Origin of the sequence: Allomuricauda ruestringensis DSM 13258 (assembly GCF_000224085.1) — a bacterium.
Classification (GTDB): Bacteria; Bacteroidota; Bacteroidia; order Flavobacteriales; family Flavobacteriaceae; genus Flagellimonas; species Flagellimonas ruestringensis.
The window spans coordinates 1,724,574-1,740,463 of sequence record NC_015945.1 but is presented as its reverse complement, the minus strand read 5'-3'; the positions used below and the strand labels follow the sequence as shown (position 1 = coordinate 1,740,463).

Here is a 15,890-nt window from a genome sequence, read left to right as displayed (position 1 = left end):
TAGACCAAAACGGTTTGTTTAGTCGATTGTTTGATCAAATATACTGGTTGATAATATTTTCGAACAATTCTTGCTTACCGCTGATTTTTTTGATGTCCTGATGGGTTGTAGCATGTGCATAAAGGTCTTCCAAAGAAAGTTCACCTTCCTCGAATGCCTTCCCAGAACCGGTATCAAAAGATGCGTAGCGATTTTTTCGCAAGCTAAGGTAATTGGAATTTTCCAAAATGGCGTTGGCCGCCAACAATGCCCTTGAAAATGCATCCATTCCCCCAATGTGCGCATAGAAAATGTCTTCCAGATCGGTGGAGTTTCTTCTCAGTTTGGCATCAAAATTAATGCCTCCACCTTGGAAACCACCTGCTTGCAGGATTACCAACATAGCTTGGGCCAGCTCGTAAACATCAACAGGGAACTGGTCTGTGTCCCAACCGTTTTGGTAATCGCCCCTATTGGCATCAATGCTTCCCAAAAGATTGTTGTCCGCTGCCACTTGCAGTTCATGCTCAAAGGTATGTTGTGCCAGAGTTGCGTGGTTTACCTCAATATTGAGTTTAAAATCGTCCAATAAATCGTATTTGGTAAGGAACCCGATAACAGTGGCCGAATCAAAGTCGTATTGGTGCTTTGTGGGTTCCATGGGTTTGGGCTCAATAAAGAATGTTCCTTTAAACCCTTGCGCACGGGCATAATCCTTTGCCATGTGCAGGAAGCGTGCCATATGGTCCTGTTCGCGGCCCATATCGGTGTTGAGCAATGACATGTACCCTTCGCGTCCTCCCCAGAACACATAGTTTTCCCCTCCAAGTTTGATGGTGGCATCGAGTGCATTTTTAACTTGGGCTCCTGCAGTGGCTACCACGTCAAAATCGGGGTTGGTAGCGGCTCCGTTCATGTAGCGTGGATGGCTGAAACAGTTTGCCGTTCCCCAGAGCAATTTAACTCCGGATTCCTTCATCTTTTCTTGGGCATAATCCGTTATGATGTCCAATCTTTTTTCCGATTCGGCCAAGGTACTGCCCTCATCAATCAGGTCAATATCGTGGAAACAGTAATAGGGCGCACCAATTTTTGTGATGAATTCGAAGGCGGCATCCATTTTGTCCTTGGCCTGCTGAACAGGGTCTGTATTGATCAACCACGGGAAATTTTTGGTGGGTGCCCCAAAGGGGTCGCTACCCGTGTCGTTAAAAGTATGCCAGTAGGCGATGGCAAATTTGAAATGTTCTTTCATGGTTTTGCCGCCTACCATCTTATTTTCATCATAATATTTAAAAGCCAAAGGGTTATCCGATTCTTTCCCCTCGAAAGGAATTTTGCCTATGCCTTTAAAAAATTCTTTGTCTCCTTTTGTAATCATAATTTTTATGTTCAGTTAATCAATATAATCATTTAAGGCCTTTTTCCATGTTTCATAGACCTGTTTGTACTCGTTAAGGTTATTGTCTGGTTCGTAGGTTAATTGGATGGCGTCAGATGCCGTAGCTTCGGCAATACTCGAAAAATCCCCAAAGGCATAGGCTGCAGCCCTGGCTGCCCCTACGGCGCCAGTGGTTTCCACAATGTCAATCCGGCTCTGTGTGAGTATAGAAATGGTTTTGGAAAATATTCCTGCCCTAAAAAGGTTGTCGTTTCCAGCTTTTATGGATTGAATATCAACGCCGTCGTTTTGTAATATTTCCATGCCGTACACAAACGCAAATGCAATGCCCTCGAGTGCTGCCCGGAATAGATGTGGCGTTTTATGGATGTTGAAGTTGAGGTTAAGGATCCTTGAGCCTTTTCTACAATTTTCCAACATGCGTTCTGCACCGTTCCCAAAGGGAAGAATGCAAAGGCCATTGGAACCGATCGGAATGGTTTCGGCCTGTTGGTTCATATCATTGTAAGAAAGTCCATGGGTCAGTTCGTTTTTGATCCAACTGTACTGGATTCCTGTACCGTTGATGCACAATAGTTTCCCTATTCGCGTTTTTTGAGCTGTATGGTTGGTGTGCGCAAAACTGTTGATTCTTGTATGCTCCCGTGTATTTTCCTGTCCAGATATGGCATATACAACCCCGGAAGTTCCTCCGGTGGCGGCAATTTGCCCTGGCTCCATTACATTGAGGGAAAGGGCGTTGTTGGGTTGGTCCCCGGCCCTGTACATTATGGGAATGCCTTCGGGCAGGCCACTTTCCATGGCTCCCTGCTTGTTCACATATCCTTGTTCTGAAAACGAGGGACAAATTTTGGAAACAAGCTTAGGGTCTATTTCTGCCGCTTCCAAAAGCCAATCGGCAAGGTCGTTCTTTTTAAAGTCCCACATTATCCCTTCGGAAAGTCCCGAGGGGGTGGTAACGCACTCCCCGGATAACCGTAAGGCAATAAAATCACCTGGAAGCATAAACTTGTGGATTTTTTGGTATATATCAGATTCGTTATCCTTGACCCATTTTAGCTTGGATAGTGTAAAATTACCGGGTGAATTGAGCAAATGATCTACACATTTTTCCTTTCCAACCTTTTGGAACAAATTTTCCCCAGTTGCTACAGCCCTGCTATCGCACCAAATAATGGAAGGCCTCAATGGATTAAGGTCTTTGTCCACCACTACAAGTCCGTGCATTTGGTAGGAAATGCCTATTCCCTTAATATTGTTTTTATCGACATTATTTTCTGAAAGTAATTTTTTGGTAGCGATACACAGGTTTTTCCACCAAACCTCTGGATCTTGCTCTGCCCAACCTGGATTGATCGAGGTTATGGACATTTCTTTCTCGGGATATTGGGCCATACTTACAAAACTCCCATCGTCAGCACTGATCAAAGCAGCTTTTATGGAAGAACTACCAATATCGAAACCTATCCAATACATATAACAAGATTAAAATGGCAATGAAAATAGCTAATTATTATGAAGTGTACCTTATTGTTTCAATAATTCAACATATAAATCAATAATCGTTTGCTAACAAAAATTTAAACTAAAAAGTACGGTTACCTTCTTATAAATTTGAGTAATTTGAAACCAAACCTTTATTTTTTGTAAACATTGATTAATGAAAGCAAGGTCGGAAAGCGACCAAGTTTAGTTTTTGTTCCACCTTCTTCGCCTGCTACTTTTGGCACCTCAAAACAATGGTTGAGGTTTAAAGTTTCCAAAGGAAATGTGTTACAACTATCACCCCATTCACCATAACCAAACAAAAAAGAAAATGAGAAACAATATTTTATTTTTAATCGCAGTATTGGCAACTTTAATGGTTGGCAACGCCCAAAACACAGAAGACACGAAAGTGGTATTGATTACTTTGGACGGTTTTCGTTGGCAGGAATTGTTCACAGGAGCAGATTCCCTTTTGATAGCCAATAAAGATTATGTCCATGAAACCGACATGTTGAAAGAAGCTTTCTGGAGAGAAATTCCTAAAGAAAGAAGAGAAGCACTATTGCCATTTATCTGGGGCCAAGTGGAAAAAATGGGGCAAATCCGTGGCAACCGAAAGTTGGGCAGCAAAGTAAACTTGACCAACTCGATGTGGTTTTCCTACCCAGGTTACAATGAAATTTTGACGGGAGCCGCTGACGATGCACTTATCCAAAGCAATGATAAAATACCAAACCCCAACATTACTATTTTGGAGCGGTACAATAACACTCCCGAAGGAAAAGGCAAAGTAGCCGCTTTTGGTAGTTGGGATGTGTTTCCCTTCATTATAAATGAAGAACGTTCTGGAGTTCCCGTAAATGCAGGTTTTGAAGCTGCCACAGAAAATTTGAACGAAAGGGAAAAGTTCTTGAATCAACTTCAGGAGCAAATACCAAGTCCATGGGGTTCGGTAAGGTTGGATGCATTCACGCATCATTATGCCTTGGAATATATGAAAAAGGAGCACCCAAAGCTGGTCTATATCTCCTACGGTGAAACGGATGATTTTGCCCATGATGGCGATTATCAAGCGTATTTAAAATCAGCACATAATACGGATACCTTGATCAAAGAAGTTTGGGAATTTACCCAACAAGACGATTTTTATAAAGGCCAAACCGTTTTTATCATCACAACCGACCATGGCAGGGGAACAGAGCCTTTGGGTACGTGGCGTAGCCATGGAAGCGACATTAAAGGGGCCGGCGCTGTTTGGATGATGGCTTTTGGAAAGAATATTACACCGTTGGGAGAAGTCGAGCGAGAAGAACAATTGTATTCCAACCAATTTGCACCGACTATTCTGCAGATAATGGGAATGCCCGTCGCAAAAGAAATTAAGGGAGAGCCAATAAAATTATAAGTTTGTGTTAAAGCAACAGACCCGTGCCAAGAGTACTGGTTTTGCTTTTAAAGCTATTGAAGGACACCCCAGTTTTACTAAAATAGTTACCTTAGGGGAGTGTATTTTAATAACATGAAAGAAGAGCTTTTAGCAACATTTAGCAACCATTTTGAACAACCCCTTATTGATGAGATTCTTGAAGCGGGGAAATTAGTGGAAGTCCCAGCAGGCGAAACCATAATGGATATCGGACAATACATAAGAAGCATACCCTTGCTGTTGTCAGGAGCCATAAAAGTACTCAGGGAAGATGATGAAGGAGATGAATTGCTCTTGTATTATCTGGAACAAGGCGAAACCTGTTCCGTAACCATGGCGTGTTGCATGGGGCAAACCAAAAGTGAGATCAGGGCCATAACAGAAACCGAAACCGAAATGATAATGGTTCCCGTTCAGAAAATGGAAGAGTGGATGGCCAAGTACAAAGGGTGGCGGAACTATGTCTTTGAAAGTTACCACAACCGTTTGAACGAGTTGTTGCAGACCGTGGACAGCATAGCGTTCAAGAATTTAGATCAAAGATTGGTGGACTACCTCCAAAAGAAAGTCGAGGTAACCAACGATAACCGCATTCGAAACACACACCAAGAAATTGCCTATGATCTTCACACCTCAAGGGTTGTGGTTTCCAGATTATTGAAAAAATTGGAAAAAATGAAGAAACTGGTGCTCCATCGAAGTTACATCCAAATTGTGGATTTATAAGTGTGTCCTTTGTTACATTGGTTCTTCATGGGTCACCCTATTTTTGTATAAAACCTATCACATGATCAAACGGTACTTGCCATTTTTATCTTGGATGGCCACATACAACAAATCATTGCTCCGAGGAGACTTGGTTGCGGGCCTTACCGTAGGAATCATGTTGGTGCCACAAGGAATGGCCTATGCGATGATCGCGGGAATGCCTCCGATCTATGGGCTATATGCTGCATTGGTGCCTCCCTTGGTATATGCTCTCATGGGAACATCAAGGCAATTGGGCGTGGGGCCTGTGGCCATGGATTCGTTGTTGGTGGCCGCAGGGGTTGGCGCACTACAACTGGTAAACACAGAGGAATATATTTCCACCGTACTTTTTTTGACCCTGCTCATAGGAGGAATACAGCTTCTTTTGGGTATTTTGAGAATGGGCTTTTTTGTCAATTTTTTGTCCAAACCGGTCATTAGCGGATTTACATCCGCTGCTGCCATATTGATAGGTCTGGGACAATTGAAACACATATTAGGGACAAGCTTTGCACAGTCCAGTAAAATTTATGAACTGTTGGGCAATATTATTGGAAGTCTGGACAATGTCGACCTATTGACCTTGGGGCTAGGCGCAGCTTCCATATTTTTGATGTTTCTACTAAAAAGCATCAACAAAAAGTTGCCCACCCCCTTGTTGATCGTGGTGCTCGGTATCTTGGCAGTAGTGATTTTTAATTTGGAAACAAAGGGAATCTATATTGTGGGCGATATTCCAAAGGGTCTTCCCGATTTTCAGCCCCCACAATTCCAATGGGACAAAATAGGACAGCTCATGCCCATTGCCATAACAGTGGCGCTTTATGGGTTTATGGAGTCCGTTTCCATAGCAAAGACAGTTGAGGAAAAACATCCGGAATACGAACTGGATGCCGACCAAGAGCTACGAGCTTTGGGCCTTTCCAATATTTTGGGCTCATTCTTTCAGTCTTTTTCAGTTTCCGGCAGTTTTTCAAGGACCGCGGTCAATGATCAGGCCGGGGCAAAAACGGGGATGTCACTTATCTTTAGCACACTTATTATAGCGGGCGTACTGCTCTTCCTCACTCCCTTGTTTTACAAATTACCCACAGTGGTCTTGGGTGCCATCATCATAGTTTCGGTGGTTGGCCTTATAGATATAAGATACCCCTCGGTATTGTGGAAAAACAGAAAGGACGAGTTTTTCCTGTTGACGGCCACTTTTTTGATGACCCTTTTTATTGGTTTGATGGAGGGAATCCTTTTGGGAGTATTGCTCTCCCTAATGTTGCTCGTATATAGAATATCCAAACCTCACATGGCCGTTTTGGGAAAAGTCAGGGGAACCCACTATTATAAGAACATTGACCGTTTCTCGGAAGATGTGGAAGTGGATGCAGATAAATTGGTTATACGGTTCGATGCCCAGTTGTATTTTGGCAATAAGGATTATTTTAAAAAACAACTCTATCGACAGATCGAAAAAAAAGGCCCTGTCCTCAAGTACATCATCCTAAATGCAGAACCCATCAATTATATTGATAGCAGTGCTGCGAGCATGTTGGAACGGATCATACTCGACTTGAGGAAAAGAGGTATCCATTTTTTTATTGCAGCCGCCATAGGTCCCACAAGGGATATTCTGTACAGTAGCGGAATCGTTGATATTCTTGGGGAAGAAAACCTGTTTGTCCAGACTTTTGATGCGGTGGACTCTTGTAGCGAACAAAAGGAGCGAAGCCTTATGCAAAAAAAAGTATCCTTACAGTCCAAGACAAAGAGTTTGTAACTTTGGTGACTGAAAAGTGCAAGAGGTAAATTTATTTTTGGGAAAAACCATAAGAAATGAAAATTGAACAAATATACACAGGGTGCTTGGCCCAAGGAGCCTATTATATAGAAAGTGAAGGGGAAGCCGCCATTATAGACCCACTCAGGGAAGTGCAGCCCTACATAAAAAAGGCCAAGGAAGATAGGGCAACCATCAAGTACATTTTTGAGACCCATTTCCATGCGGATTTTGTGAGCGGGCACGTAACGCTGTCCAAAGAAACAGGAGCACCTATCGTATACGGCCCAACGGCAAAACCATCTTTTGATGCAATTATCGCTGAAGATGGGCAAGAGTTTAAGTTGGGGAAAATTACCATAACAGCTATGCACACGCCTGGGCATACCATGGAAAGCACAACCTATTTGTTGAAGGATGAAAATGGAAAAGACCATGCCATTTTCAGCGGGGACACCTTGTTCCTGGGAGATGTGGGAAGGCCTGACCTTGCCCAAAAGGCAGCCCACATGACGCAAGAAGAGTTGGCCGGTACTTTGTTTGATAGCCTTCGCAACAAGATTATGCCATTGGCCGATGATGTGATTGTTTATCCGGCACACGGAGCCGGTTCCGCTTGCGGAAAAAACATGATGAAAGAAACCGTGGATACCTTGGGCAACCAGAAAAAAATGAACTACGCTCTCAGGGCAGATATGACGAGAGATGAATTTATCGAGGAAGTAACAGAAGGCCTTTTGCCACCACCGCAATACTTTCCACTCAATGTGAAAATGAACAAAGAAGGTTACGAGGATATCGACAAAATATTGGAAAGGGGAACCCAAGCCCTATCTCCAGAGGCTTTTGAAACTGCTGCCAACGAAACAGGGGCCATTGTGCTCGATGTGCGCCATCAAGATGAATTTGCCAAAGGCCATGTGCCCCGTTCCATATTTATTGGGCTGGACGGAAGTTTTGCTCCTTGGGTCGGTGCCCTGGTTGCCGATGTAAAACAACCGATTCTGCTCGTAACCCCCGAAGGACGGGAAGAGGAAACCATTACCAGATTGTCAAGGGTAGGTTTTGACAAGACCCTTGGTTATTTGAAAGGAGGAATCGAGGCTTGGAAAAAAGCGAGGAAAGAAGTTGATACCGTGGACAGCGTTAATGCCGAAGCGCTAAAAGCATTAGTGGATAAAGGTGTGCCCGTTTATGATGTTAGAAAAGAATCTGAATTTAAAGCAGAGCACGTGGAAGATGCTCATTTAACCCCTTTGGATTTTATCAACAATCATATGGCAGAATTTCCAGAACAAGAAACGTTCTATGTCCATTGTGCAGGAGGTTATAGGAGCATGATAGCTTCTTCTATCTTAAAAAGTAGGGGGATTCATAACCTAGTTGATGTAACAGGCGGTTTTGCCGACATTAAAAATGCGGGAATTCCGGTTACGGATTACGTATGTCCTACTACTTTGAAGTAAGGTGGGGATAACTTCATAAAAAAGCATTAAAGTTGTTTTTGTGTAACTATCGTTACTGACCCTCATAGGTTGGTTGAGGTATTTTAGCCCCTTAAAATAACGATACTATGTCAATATTCAGTTTTTTGTTCAAAGAACAAAATCTCCCTGATGAAATCAATATTTTGGATAGGGATAAATATAAAGAAGCCATTTCCAAAGCTAAGGTCCAATTGGTTGATGTTAGAACAAAGAGAGAATTTATGTCCGGTCATATAAAAGGAGCCAAGAACATTGATTTTTTCCAAGGGCCTGTATTTGAATCGGCTTTTTCAAAATTGAAAAAAGATGTTCCCGTGTACATTTATTGCCAATCTGGAAATAGAAGTCAAAAAGCAGCAAAAAAGCTGGTGAGTTTGGGCTTCACCAAGGTTTACGATTTAAAAGGCGGATACATGGGTTGGTGCTATTGATCTGGATATAGTCAATATAAAAACAACATTCCGGCTACAAAACCTCAAATGCGGAGGGTGTATCAATACCATTTCGAAGGAATTATCAGAAATAAAAGAAATAAAAGATGTGATTGTGGAGAAGGATAGCTCATCGGTCAGCTTTGAACATCAAAGCACCGATGATGCTTCCTTGGTTAAGGAAACCCTCAAACAAATGGGCTACCCCACTAATGATGAGGAAAATGGTTTTGTGGAAAAAGCAAAATATTTTGTAAGTTGTGCCAGTGGTAAAATATCCAAATAATGCGATTTTCTCCAATTTCCATATTAATTTTTCTGCTGCTCCTTTCCTGTAAGCAGGGGCCAAAAATATCGGATAAAAAAGTATCGCCCGAAAATCCTGATTATGCAGAAATAGGCATGTCCTATGCCCAAGGAACCCAGAAAGTTTTGGGAAAAACATTAATGGAAACTATACAGAACAAGGGTGTAGAGGAGGCTGTTGTTTTCTGTAACGAGAAAGCCTATCCATTAACGGATAGCATGGCTACAAAGTTTAACGCCCGAATAAAAAGGGTTTCCGATAAACCCCGAAATCCCAACAATAAGGCCAATGCCACAGAATTGACATATATAGAAACATTTAAGAAAGCAGTTGCATCAGGTGATTCAATCGCACCTATTTTGGATAAGGCAAACGGGGAAGTTTATTTCTACTACCCTATTATTACCACAGGTTTGTGCTTGAATTGTCATGGAATCCCAGAAAAAAATATTGCTCCAGAGGTGCTAACCCATTTATCAAAACTTTATCCAGAAGACAAGGCAGTTGGTTATGGGCCCGATGAGGTACGAGGTATTTGGAGTATAGTTTTCGATGCTTCAAAAAGCTCTTCTGATTAGATTTTATTTTTTGGGCTTTTTGAATCCGTGAACCAACTGGCCCCAAAATCCTTTGGGCAATTTATCATCACCAGGGAACCCCAATTCAATTTTTCCGCCACTTTCCGGAATGTAATTGGTTTTGAAAAGATAATCCCAGACACTGAGACTTATGCCATAATTCATTCCATACCGATGTCCTTCTGGTAGATTGTATGCATGGTGGTACAGGTGCATCACGGGATTGTTCAAGATATATTTTAATGGTCCGTAGGTCAATTTGATGTTAGAATGGTTGAAATGCCCAATAGCAATAGCCGCAAAATGTACAATATAGGCCTGTTCAGGTTCAAAACCACCAAGAACCATCACCCCCAATGTTTTTAAAGGCTTGTAAAGAACATTTTCCATCCAATGGAAACGCATATGGGCCGCAAAACCCATTTCTTTAACACTATGGTGCACTTTATGGAACTCCCAAAGCACGGGATACCTGTGCAGTAACACGTGGGTAAACCACTGCACAAAATCGAGAACCACAAAAAAGACTAGCAATTGAACCCATTGTGACCAATGTGCAATATCTACAATGGTCAATGTTTTTGAAGTAATTCCCACATCGGCAAAAAATACACCGAGTACTTTGTAAACCCCATTTATTACAATGGCAAAAATGAAAAAGTTGAAAAACATGTAAAATGTGTCCAACCAAAAATCCTTTCTAAAAATGGATTGTTCCTTACGCCAAGGAAACAAAATCTCCAAAACCCAAACTAAAACAGAAATTAGGATCAGGCCCCAGAAATAGTTGGTGTACCAGGGGACTTCAAAAATGATTGATTTCCAAGTCCACCTGACCGTTCCCAAAAAACCGTTGATAAAAGCATCAAAATAATCCAGCATACTTGTATTGAGTCGTTAAAAAAGCTAAAAACTGATTCAAAAACAAAAATACTTTAAAAATAGTGCATCTGTGCAACCAAGTTTACTATCCGGTTTGCAATGAACCTCTACTTTTTTAAAACAATTCTTTGAAAATCAAAAAGAAGCTGCACAAGCTGATCCAATTTTTGGTAAATTGTATAGCAAGAACCCATTGTGCATTTTGAACATAAAATTTAGTTCTGGGCGTCAGTTCGATTTTGAGGAACGAAAAATCGTATCGAGAACCTTTTTTAGATAAAAATTCCTTTCTCGATACAAATTTCATTCATGCTGTCGTGAAATCTAATCGAAATGACGAATTTCAATCATAATGCACAACGGGTAGCAAGAATCATAAACTATCAATTATGAAAAAAAACATGGGCGGTGCAGACCGCACAATTCGGATTATCCTGGCACTTGGTGTAGGGGCACTGTATTATTTTAATGTGATTACAGGAACATTAGCGTATATATTGCTGGCATTAGCTGTCATGTTTGTCTTAACGAGCTTTGTTAGTTTTTGTCCTTTGTACACCCTTTTGGGGATTAGTACATGTAAGGTCAAGAATTAGATTTTTTTGATGGTTGAAAAGGAAGAGGCTACCTTCTAAAAAACAACAAAAGTTTGAATGTGTCAGGTTGAGCGCAGTCGAAACCCATTGATTACCAATATAATTCAGGTTCTTCCAGAAAGTTTTCGGGACGCTCGAACTGACAGATAACGAACTTTTAGATAACCCTCTTTTTTGTGTTTAAAATGCAGGAATTTGAGTTTTACGCATTAAAATCCAGAAAGTTGGTTAAGGGCTTTATGAGGATTATCATGTTTTGGTTACAGCACAGTAGTTAATTTTGATTTAAACTTAAAACCAATACGTTGTGAAAACACTCTTTAGTATTCCATTGGTATCATGGGAGAACGGCATCTGGATGATAGGTGTGTTCGCTCTTGTGGTCGTTGTTCTCGTAATTGCAGTCTTGGCCATGATGAACAGTGGCAAAAAATAAACAACTTCTTTGTATATAGCAGTTTTTAAACGATGATGTTTATCGTTGTGTTAAAACTGTTTTTGATCGATAATTTTTGCAATCATTGGATATTTGTGACTTACCCATACTTGTTTTATGTAATGTGACCTAGGTCACTTTATATCTGGTAACCAAAAGCTAACTTTGGGTAAAATGATATAAAAATGGCCAAAATAGTCGTCCTTGGAGCTGGTATAGCAGGTCATGTGGCCGCATCCCATCTCAGAAGAAAGCTCTCCAAAGCGCATGAAGTAGTGGTGGTGTCACCCAACAGTAACTACCAATGGATCCCTTCCAATATCTGGGTGGGAATTGGCAGAATGAAACCGAAGGACATCCTGTTCCCATTGGCACCCTTGTATGCAAAAAAACATATCGATTATAAACAGGCCAAGGCCGTCAGTTTCCATCCCGAAGGCGACCAGCAAGAGCCAAAACCTTATGTGTTGGCAGAATATGTGTCAGGGAACGAAAAAGGAGCCACGGAAAAAGTGACCTATGATTACCTGATCAATGCCACTGGGCCAAAACTCAATTTTGAAGCCACTGAAGGACTGTCCCCCGGAAAAAATAAAGCCCATTCCGTTTGCACCTATACCCATGCCGATGAGGCATGGAACGCCCTGAATGATCTTATCCAACAAATGAAACAGGGGAAAAAGGCCAAAATTTTGATTGGGACCGGGCATGCGAAATCAACCTGCCAGGGTGCAGCCTTCGAATACATCCTGAACGTGGAACAAGAGCTGCGTAGGCACAAAGTGAGGGATATGGCTGAGATCACCTGGATTGCCAATGAATATAATCTTGGAGATTTTGGCATGGACGGTATGTTGTTGAGTTATGGAAGCAACATTATGAAGTCCAGTGAAATGGTGGAAATGGTTTTTGAGGATAGGGGAATCAAATGGATTTTGGGAGCTGGTGTCCATAAAGTGGAAGATGGGGTGGCCCATTATGAAAACCTTGGAGGGGAGCAAAAACAGGAATCTTTTGATTTTGCCATGTTGATTCCTTCCTTTTCAGGTCATGGTTTTAAGGCCTACGACAAAACAGGGGGCGATATCACGGACAGACTTTTTAGGGGATTCATGATCGTGGATGCCGACTACACACCCAAACCTTATGAAGAGTGGAGTGTACAGGATTGGCCGGAAACCTATCAAAACCCTTCCTATCCCAATATTTTTGCCCCAGGAATTGCCTTTGCACCACCACACAGTATTTCCAAACCCAGAAAGAGCAAAAATGGCACCGATATTTCACCCGCTCCTCCAAGAACGGGAATGCCATCGGGCATCACTGCAAAATTGGTGGCCGACAACATCATAGAAATGATCAAGCATTCCAATGATGAACTCCATCACAAAGGGTCTATGGGTAATATGGGCGCAGCATGCATAGCATCGGCAGGATTTGGGATGACGAAGGGCAGTGGTATCAGCATAACCACCTACCCCATTGTGCCGGATTTTAAGAAATATCCAGACACACACGGCAGAAAATTGGGCAAAACCTTTGGTACCATTGGTCTTGCCGGACATTGGCTGAAGTTGGCATTGCACCACGCCTTCCTTTACAAAGCAAAAATGAAACCCTTTTGGTGGTTAATTCCAGAATAGACAGTTATGACACGAAGAATATCCAAATACAAACGATTTGTTATGATGAACCCCATAATCCAGTTCTTTAAGTTCATCTATTTGAGCATAAAAGTATTGGTCATTGTTGCCGGGGGACACGGGGGAACCCGGAACGCTTAAAACATGTCCTCCTTATTGGACAAGCCTCAATATGACCCATTTCTTTGGTAATCGGGGCATGTTGAGGTTCATTTTTTTAGGAAAACAGGACATTTTTCTCGGTAACCAAGGTTACTGTGCAGTTGAATAGCCAAATTTAATTTTGCTTCAAATTATTTAAATACATGAAACGAATAATTACATTAACAATACTCATTTGGATCCAGGGACAACTATTTGCCCAAGACCCTGTCAAAATTTCTTTGGAAGAAGTATTGACAAAGGTGCAAGAGTCCAATGCCAGCATCAAGGTGTCCGAACAGGAAGCCAAAATGGCAAAATACGATTATAGGTTCTCCAACTCCATCTTTTTGCCACAGATTGCTGTGTCGCATACAGGAATGGCAACCACGAATCCATTGATGGCCTTTGGTTCCAAACTCAACCAGGAGATTTTGACCCAGGCAGATTTCAACCCTGCTTTGTTGAACGACCCAGATCAGATTGAGAACTACACCACCAAAGTTTCGGTGGAACAGCCCTTGATCAATTTAGATGGATTTTATCAGCGTAAAGCCGCCAAGACCACTATGGAAGCCAAAGAGCTTCAGGCCATGAGAACTAGGGACTATCTGGATTTTGAAGCCCAAAAGGCTTATGGTCAACTGCAATTGGCGCACAGAGCTGTGGCCGTACTTCAAAAAGCCTACGATGCCGCCAATGCCAATTTGAATATGGCACAGAACAGCTTCGACCAAGGCTTGCTTCAAAAAGCAGATCTGTTGGAAGTAAAGGTTCGAGTAACTGAGGTTTCCGATCAACTGAATACTGCTAAAAGCAATGTGAAAAATGCATCGGACTACCTAGCCTTTTTAATGAACGAACAGGGAGATGTGGTCTATGAACCCTCCGAAGAATTGGTGCCTGATAATTTGGGCGAATCAGTGGAAGTTTCACTGGAAAACAGGGCCGATGTAAAAGCCATGGATTTGGTGTCCGAAGCCTACAAAGCAAACATGAAGGCCGACAATATGACCTTTTTGCCAAGACTGAATGCATTTGCCAGCTACGAAATGTACGACGATCAAATTTTTCAGGCCGATGCCAAAGGATACATTATTGGGGCAAGTCTGAGCTGGGATGTTTTTAAAGGATCCCAACGCTTTGCCAAAGTAGGAAAGAGCAAAACAAGTTATGAAAAAGCGAAACAGGAATACGAACAGTACATCGCCAAAAGTACTATGGAGCTACAACGCACCAAACGGATGGTCGAGGATGCCGCGAGTAGACTCCAGACCTCAAAATTGGCTATGGAGCAATCCGAAGAATCCTTAAGGATTCGTACCAACAGATTCAAGGAAGGTTTGGAAAAAACAACGGATCTATTGATGGCCGAAGCCACCTATGCCGAAAAACAATTGGCCTATTATCAAACCATTTTTGAATACAATCAAGCACAATCCTTATTAACATTTTTAACCAAAGAATAATTGCAACATGAAAAACACTACGATATATAAAAGCTTCACTTTAATTCTTGCTTTGGGATTGACCCTTGCAGGGTGTGGGAGTGATGAAAAACAAGCCGCAACGACCTCAGAGGCTGTAAAGGTAACCATTGCCGATGTGGACATGGGCGATAGTTCCACCATTTTGGCGGGTAGTGGTCAAATTAAGGCCGTGAATAGCGCCACCTTGAGTACTAGAATAATGGGTCATGTGGAATCACTTCCTGTAAAAATAGGTCAGAAAGTAAACAAGGGAGACCTTTTGATTTCAATCAACAATGTAGACCTACGTGCCAAAAAAGCACAGGTGGAGGCATCCATTACAGAGGCTACTGCGGCCTTCAATAATGCAAAGAAGGACTATGAAAGATTTCAGAATCTTTTTGAGCAAAACAGTGCTTCACAAAAAGAGCTGGATGATATGACCGCACGCTACGAAATGGCTAAAGCCAGATTGGAAGCCGCAAACCAAATGAAGAACGAAGTGAATTCCCAATTCGCCTACGCGAACATTAGGACCCCTTTCAGTGGGGTGGTCACCAACACCTACATTGAAGAAGGCGATATGGCCAATCCAGGTGTTCCGTTGGTATCCATTGAATCAGCTGGAGGAGGTTTTGAAGTAGTTGCGAAGGTTTCAGAGAATAATATTTCCGGTATAGAAGTGGGAACCAAAGCACACATTCTGGTAAAGGCTTTGGATACCACGATTACAGGTAAAGTATCGGAGTTGAGTGCCTCGGCACAAAATACAGGAGGACAATATGTAATGAAAGTATTATTGGACAGAACAGAAACCAAGATTTTGTCAGGTATGTATGCAACCGTAAGGCTCGAGGCGGAAAATGAGAGCAATGGTAAAACAGTTGTTACCGTTCCGTCCAAAGCCTTGGTGCATAAAGGTCAGTTAACGGGTGTTTATACCCTGGGGCAAGACAATGTCGCTCTTTTACGTTGGTTGAGACTGGGCGATACCTATGGCGATGAAGTAGAAGTTTTGTCCGGCCTGTCCGAAGGAGACCAATATATCGTCTCGGCAGAGGGTAAGTTGTACAACGGAGCTAAAGTAAGCATTCAATAACCCAA

16 protein-coding genes are annotated in these 15,890 nt (G+C 42.1%); 13 read left to right on the top strand and 3 right to left on the bottom strand.

Going from position 1 to position 15,890, the window contains the following annotated elements; all coding sequences use genetic code 11:
• Positions 1-34 precede the first annotated feature (34 nt).
• Both xylA and MURRU_RS07870 read right to left on the bottom strand, forming a co-directional pair.
• Entirely contained in the window at positions 35-1,360 is a 1,326-nt protein-coding gene (xylA, locus tag MURRU_RS07875; protein ID WP_014032927.1) for a xylose isomerase, read from the bottom strand.
• A 15-nt stretch (positions 1,361-1,375) separates the two neighbouring features.
• The gene (locus MURRU_RS07870) at positions 1,376-2,857 is read right to left on the bottom strand and encodes a xylulokinase (protein ID WP_014032926.1); all 1,482 of its coding nucleotides are present in this window, start codon (positions 2,855-2,857) and stop codon (positions 1,376-1,378) included.
• Positions 2,858-3,197: 340 nt separating this feature from the next.
• Here MURRU_RS07870 and MURRU_RS07865 point away from each other — a divergent pair, with 340 nt between their 5' ends.
• The 7 genes from MURRU_RS07865 (at position 3,198) to MURRU_RS07835 (ending at position 9,619) form a co-directional block, all read left to right on the top strand.
• Complete coding sequence (locus MURRU_RS07865) at positions 3,198-4,274, top strand: sulfatase-like hydrolase/transferase (protein ID WP_041801400.1); 1,077 nt, start codon at positions 3,198-3,200, stop codon at positions 4,272-4,274.
• A 114-nt stretch (positions 4,275-4,388) separates the two neighbouring features.
• The gene (locus tag MURRU_RS07860; RefSeq protein WP_014032924.1) at positions 4,389-5,021 is read left to right on the top strand and encodes a Crp/Fnr family transcriptional regulator; all 633 of its coding nucleotides are present in this window, start codon (positions 4,389-4,391) and stop codon (positions 5,019-5,021) included.
• A gap of 61 nt (positions 5,022-5,082) precedes the next feature.
• Positions 5,083-6,816, top strand: a complete 1,734-nt coding sequence (locus MURRU_RS07855) for a SulP family inorganic anion transporter (protein ID WP_014032923.1) — start codon at positions 5,083-5,085, stop codon at positions 6,814-6,816.
• A 56-nt stretch (positions 6,817-6,872) separates the two neighbouring features.
• Complete coding sequence (locus tag MURRU_RS07850) at positions 6,873-8,282, top strand: MBL fold metallo-hydrolase (protein ID WP_014032922.1); 1,410 nt, start codon at positions 6,873-6,875, stop codon at positions 8,280-8,282.
• A gap of 107 nt (positions 8,283-8,389) precedes the next feature.
• Positions 8,390-8,734: a rhodanese-like domain-containing protein gene (locus tag MURRU_RS07845; protein ID WP_014032921.1), complete on the top strand. Its 345-nt coding sequence runs from the start codon at positions 8,390-8,392 to the stop codon at positions 8,732-8,734.
• Positions 8,730-9,020 (top strand): heavy-metal-associated domain-containing protein, encoded by a 291-nt coding sequence (locus MURRU_RS07840; RefSeq protein ID WP_313777686.1) that lies wholly within the window; start codon positions 8,730-8,732, stop codon positions 9,018-9,020. Before MURRU_RS07845 ends, MURRU_RS07840 begins: the two co-directional genes overlap by 5 nt.
• Positions 9,020-9,619, top strand: a complete 600-nt coding sequence (locus MURRU_RS07835; protein WP_014032919.1) for a Tll0287-like domain-containing protein — start codon at positions 9,020-9,022, stop codon at positions 9,617-9,619. The genes MURRU_RS07840 and MURRU_RS07835 overlap by 1 nt, the downstream gene beginning before the upstream one ends.
• Positions 9,620-9,622: 3 nt before the next feature.
• Here the strand turns inward: MURRU_RS07835 and MURRU_RS07830 are convergent, their stop codons facing one another.
• On the bottom strand, positions 9,623-10,501 hold the full coding sequence (locus MURRU_RS07830) for a sterol desaturase family protein (protein ID WP_014032918.1): 879 nt from the start codon (positions 10,499-10,501) through the stop codon (positions 9,623-9,625).
• A gap of 389 nt (positions 10,502-10,890) precedes the next feature.
• Between MURRU_RS07830 and MURRU_RS17620 the strand changes: the two genes are divergently transcribed.
• From MURRU_RS17620 to MURRU_RS07810, 6 genes are all read left to right on the top strand, one after another.
• Positions 10,891-11,097: a YgaP family membrane protein gene (locus tag MURRU_RS17620; protein WP_014032917.1), complete on the top strand. Its 207-nt coding sequence runs from the start codon at positions 10,891-10,893 to the stop codon at positions 11,095-11,097.
• Between the two features lie 307 nt (positions 11,098-11,404).
• A complete protein-coding gene (locus tag MURRU_RS18145; protein WP_281023872.1) occupies positions 11,405-11,533 on the top strand; it encodes a hypothetical protein in 129 nt (42 codons plus the stop codon).
• Between the two features lie 185 nt (positions 11,534-11,718).
• Complete coding sequence (locus MURRU_RS07820; RefSeq protein WP_014032916.1) at positions 11,719-13,176, top strand: NAD(P)/FAD-dependent oxidoreductase; 1,458 nt, start codon at positions 11,719-11,721, stop codon at positions 13,174-13,176.
• 6 nt (positions 13,177-13,182) lie between these two features.
• Positions 13,183-13,317 carry a hypothetical protein gene (locus MURRU_RS18140; RefSeq protein WP_281023871.1) on the top strand — a complete coding sequence of 45 codons (135 nt, stop codon included), beginning with the start codon at positions 13,183-13,185 and terminating at the stop codon, positions 13,315-13,317.
• A 164-nt stretch (positions 13,318-13,481) separates the two neighbouring features.
• On the top strand, positions 13,482-14,786 hold the full coding sequence (locus tag MURRU_RS07815; RefSeq protein WP_014032914.1) for a TolC family protein: 1,305 nt from the start codon (positions 13,482-13,484) through the stop codon (positions 14,784-14,786).
• Between the two features lie 7 nt (positions 14,787-14,793).
• Positions 14,794-15,885: an efflux RND transporter periplasmic adaptor subunit gene (locus MURRU_RS07810; protein WP_014032913.1), complete on the top strand. Its 1,092-nt coding sequence runs from the start codon at positions 14,794-14,796 to the stop codon at positions 15,883-15,885.
• Positions 15,886-15,890: the final 5 nt, after the last annotated feature.

What these genes read in the sequence shown, in the direction of transcription:
- xylA (WP_014032927.1), bottom strand. Translation starts at nt 1,360, where the DNA reads ATGATTACAAAAGGAGACAAAGAATTTTTTAAAGGCATAGGCAAAATT.
- MURRU_RS07870 (WP_014032926.1), bottom strand. Translation starts at nt 2,857, where the DNA reads ATGTATTGGATAGGTTTCGATATTGGTAGTTCTTCCATAAAAGCTGCT.
- MURRU_RS07865 (WP_041801400.1), top strand. Translation starts at nt 3,198, where the DNA reads ATGAGAAACAATATTTTATTTTTAATCGCAGTATTGGCAACTTTAATG.
- MURRU_RS07860 (WP_014032924.1), top strand. Translation starts at nt 4,389, where the DNA reads ATGAAAGAAGAGCTTTTAGCAACATTTAGCAACCATTTTGAACAACCC.
- MURRU_RS07855 (WP_014032923.1), top strand. Translation starts at nt 5,083, where the DNA reads ATGATCAAACGGTACTTGCCATTTTTATCTTGGATGGCCACATACAAC.
- MURRU_RS07850 (WP_014032922.1), top strand. Translation starts at nt 6,873, where the DNA reads ATGAAAATTGAACAAATATACACAGGGTGCTTGGCCCAAGGAGCCTAT.
- MURRU_RS07845 (WP_014032921.1), top strand. Translation starts at nt 8,390, where the DNA reads ATGTCAATATTCAGTTTTTTGTTCAAAGAACAAAATCTCCCTGATGAA.
- MURRU_RS07835 (WP_014032919.1), top strand. Translation starts at nt 9,020, where the DNA reads ATGCGATTTTCTCCAATTTCCATATTAATTTTTCTGCTGCTCCTTTCC.
- MURRU_RS07830 (WP_014032918.1), bottom strand. Translation starts at nt 10,501, where the DNA reads ATGCTGGATTATTTTGATGCTTTTATCAACGGTTTTTTGGGAACGGTC.
- MURRU_RS17620 (WP_014032917.1), top strand. Translation starts at nt 10,891, where the DNA reads ATGAAAAAAAACATGGGCGGTGCAGACCGCACAATTCGGATTATCCTG.
- MURRU_RS07820 (WP_014032916.1), top strand. Translation starts at nt 11,719, where the DNA reads ATGGCCAAAATAGTCGTCCTTGGAGCTGGTATAGCAGGTCATGTGGCC.
- MURRU_RS18140 (WP_281023871.1), top strand. Translation starts at nt 13,183, where the DNA reads ATGACACGAAGAATATCCAAATACAAACGATTTGTTATGATGAACCCC.
- MURRU_RS07815 (WP_014032914.1), top strand. Translation starts at nt 13,482, where the DNA reads ATGAAACGAATAATTACATTAACAATACTCATTTGGATCCAGGGACAA.
- MURRU_RS07810 (WP_014032913.1), top strand. Translation starts at nt 14,794, where the DNA reads ATGAAAAACACTACGATATATAAAAGCTTCACTTTAATTCTTGCTTTG.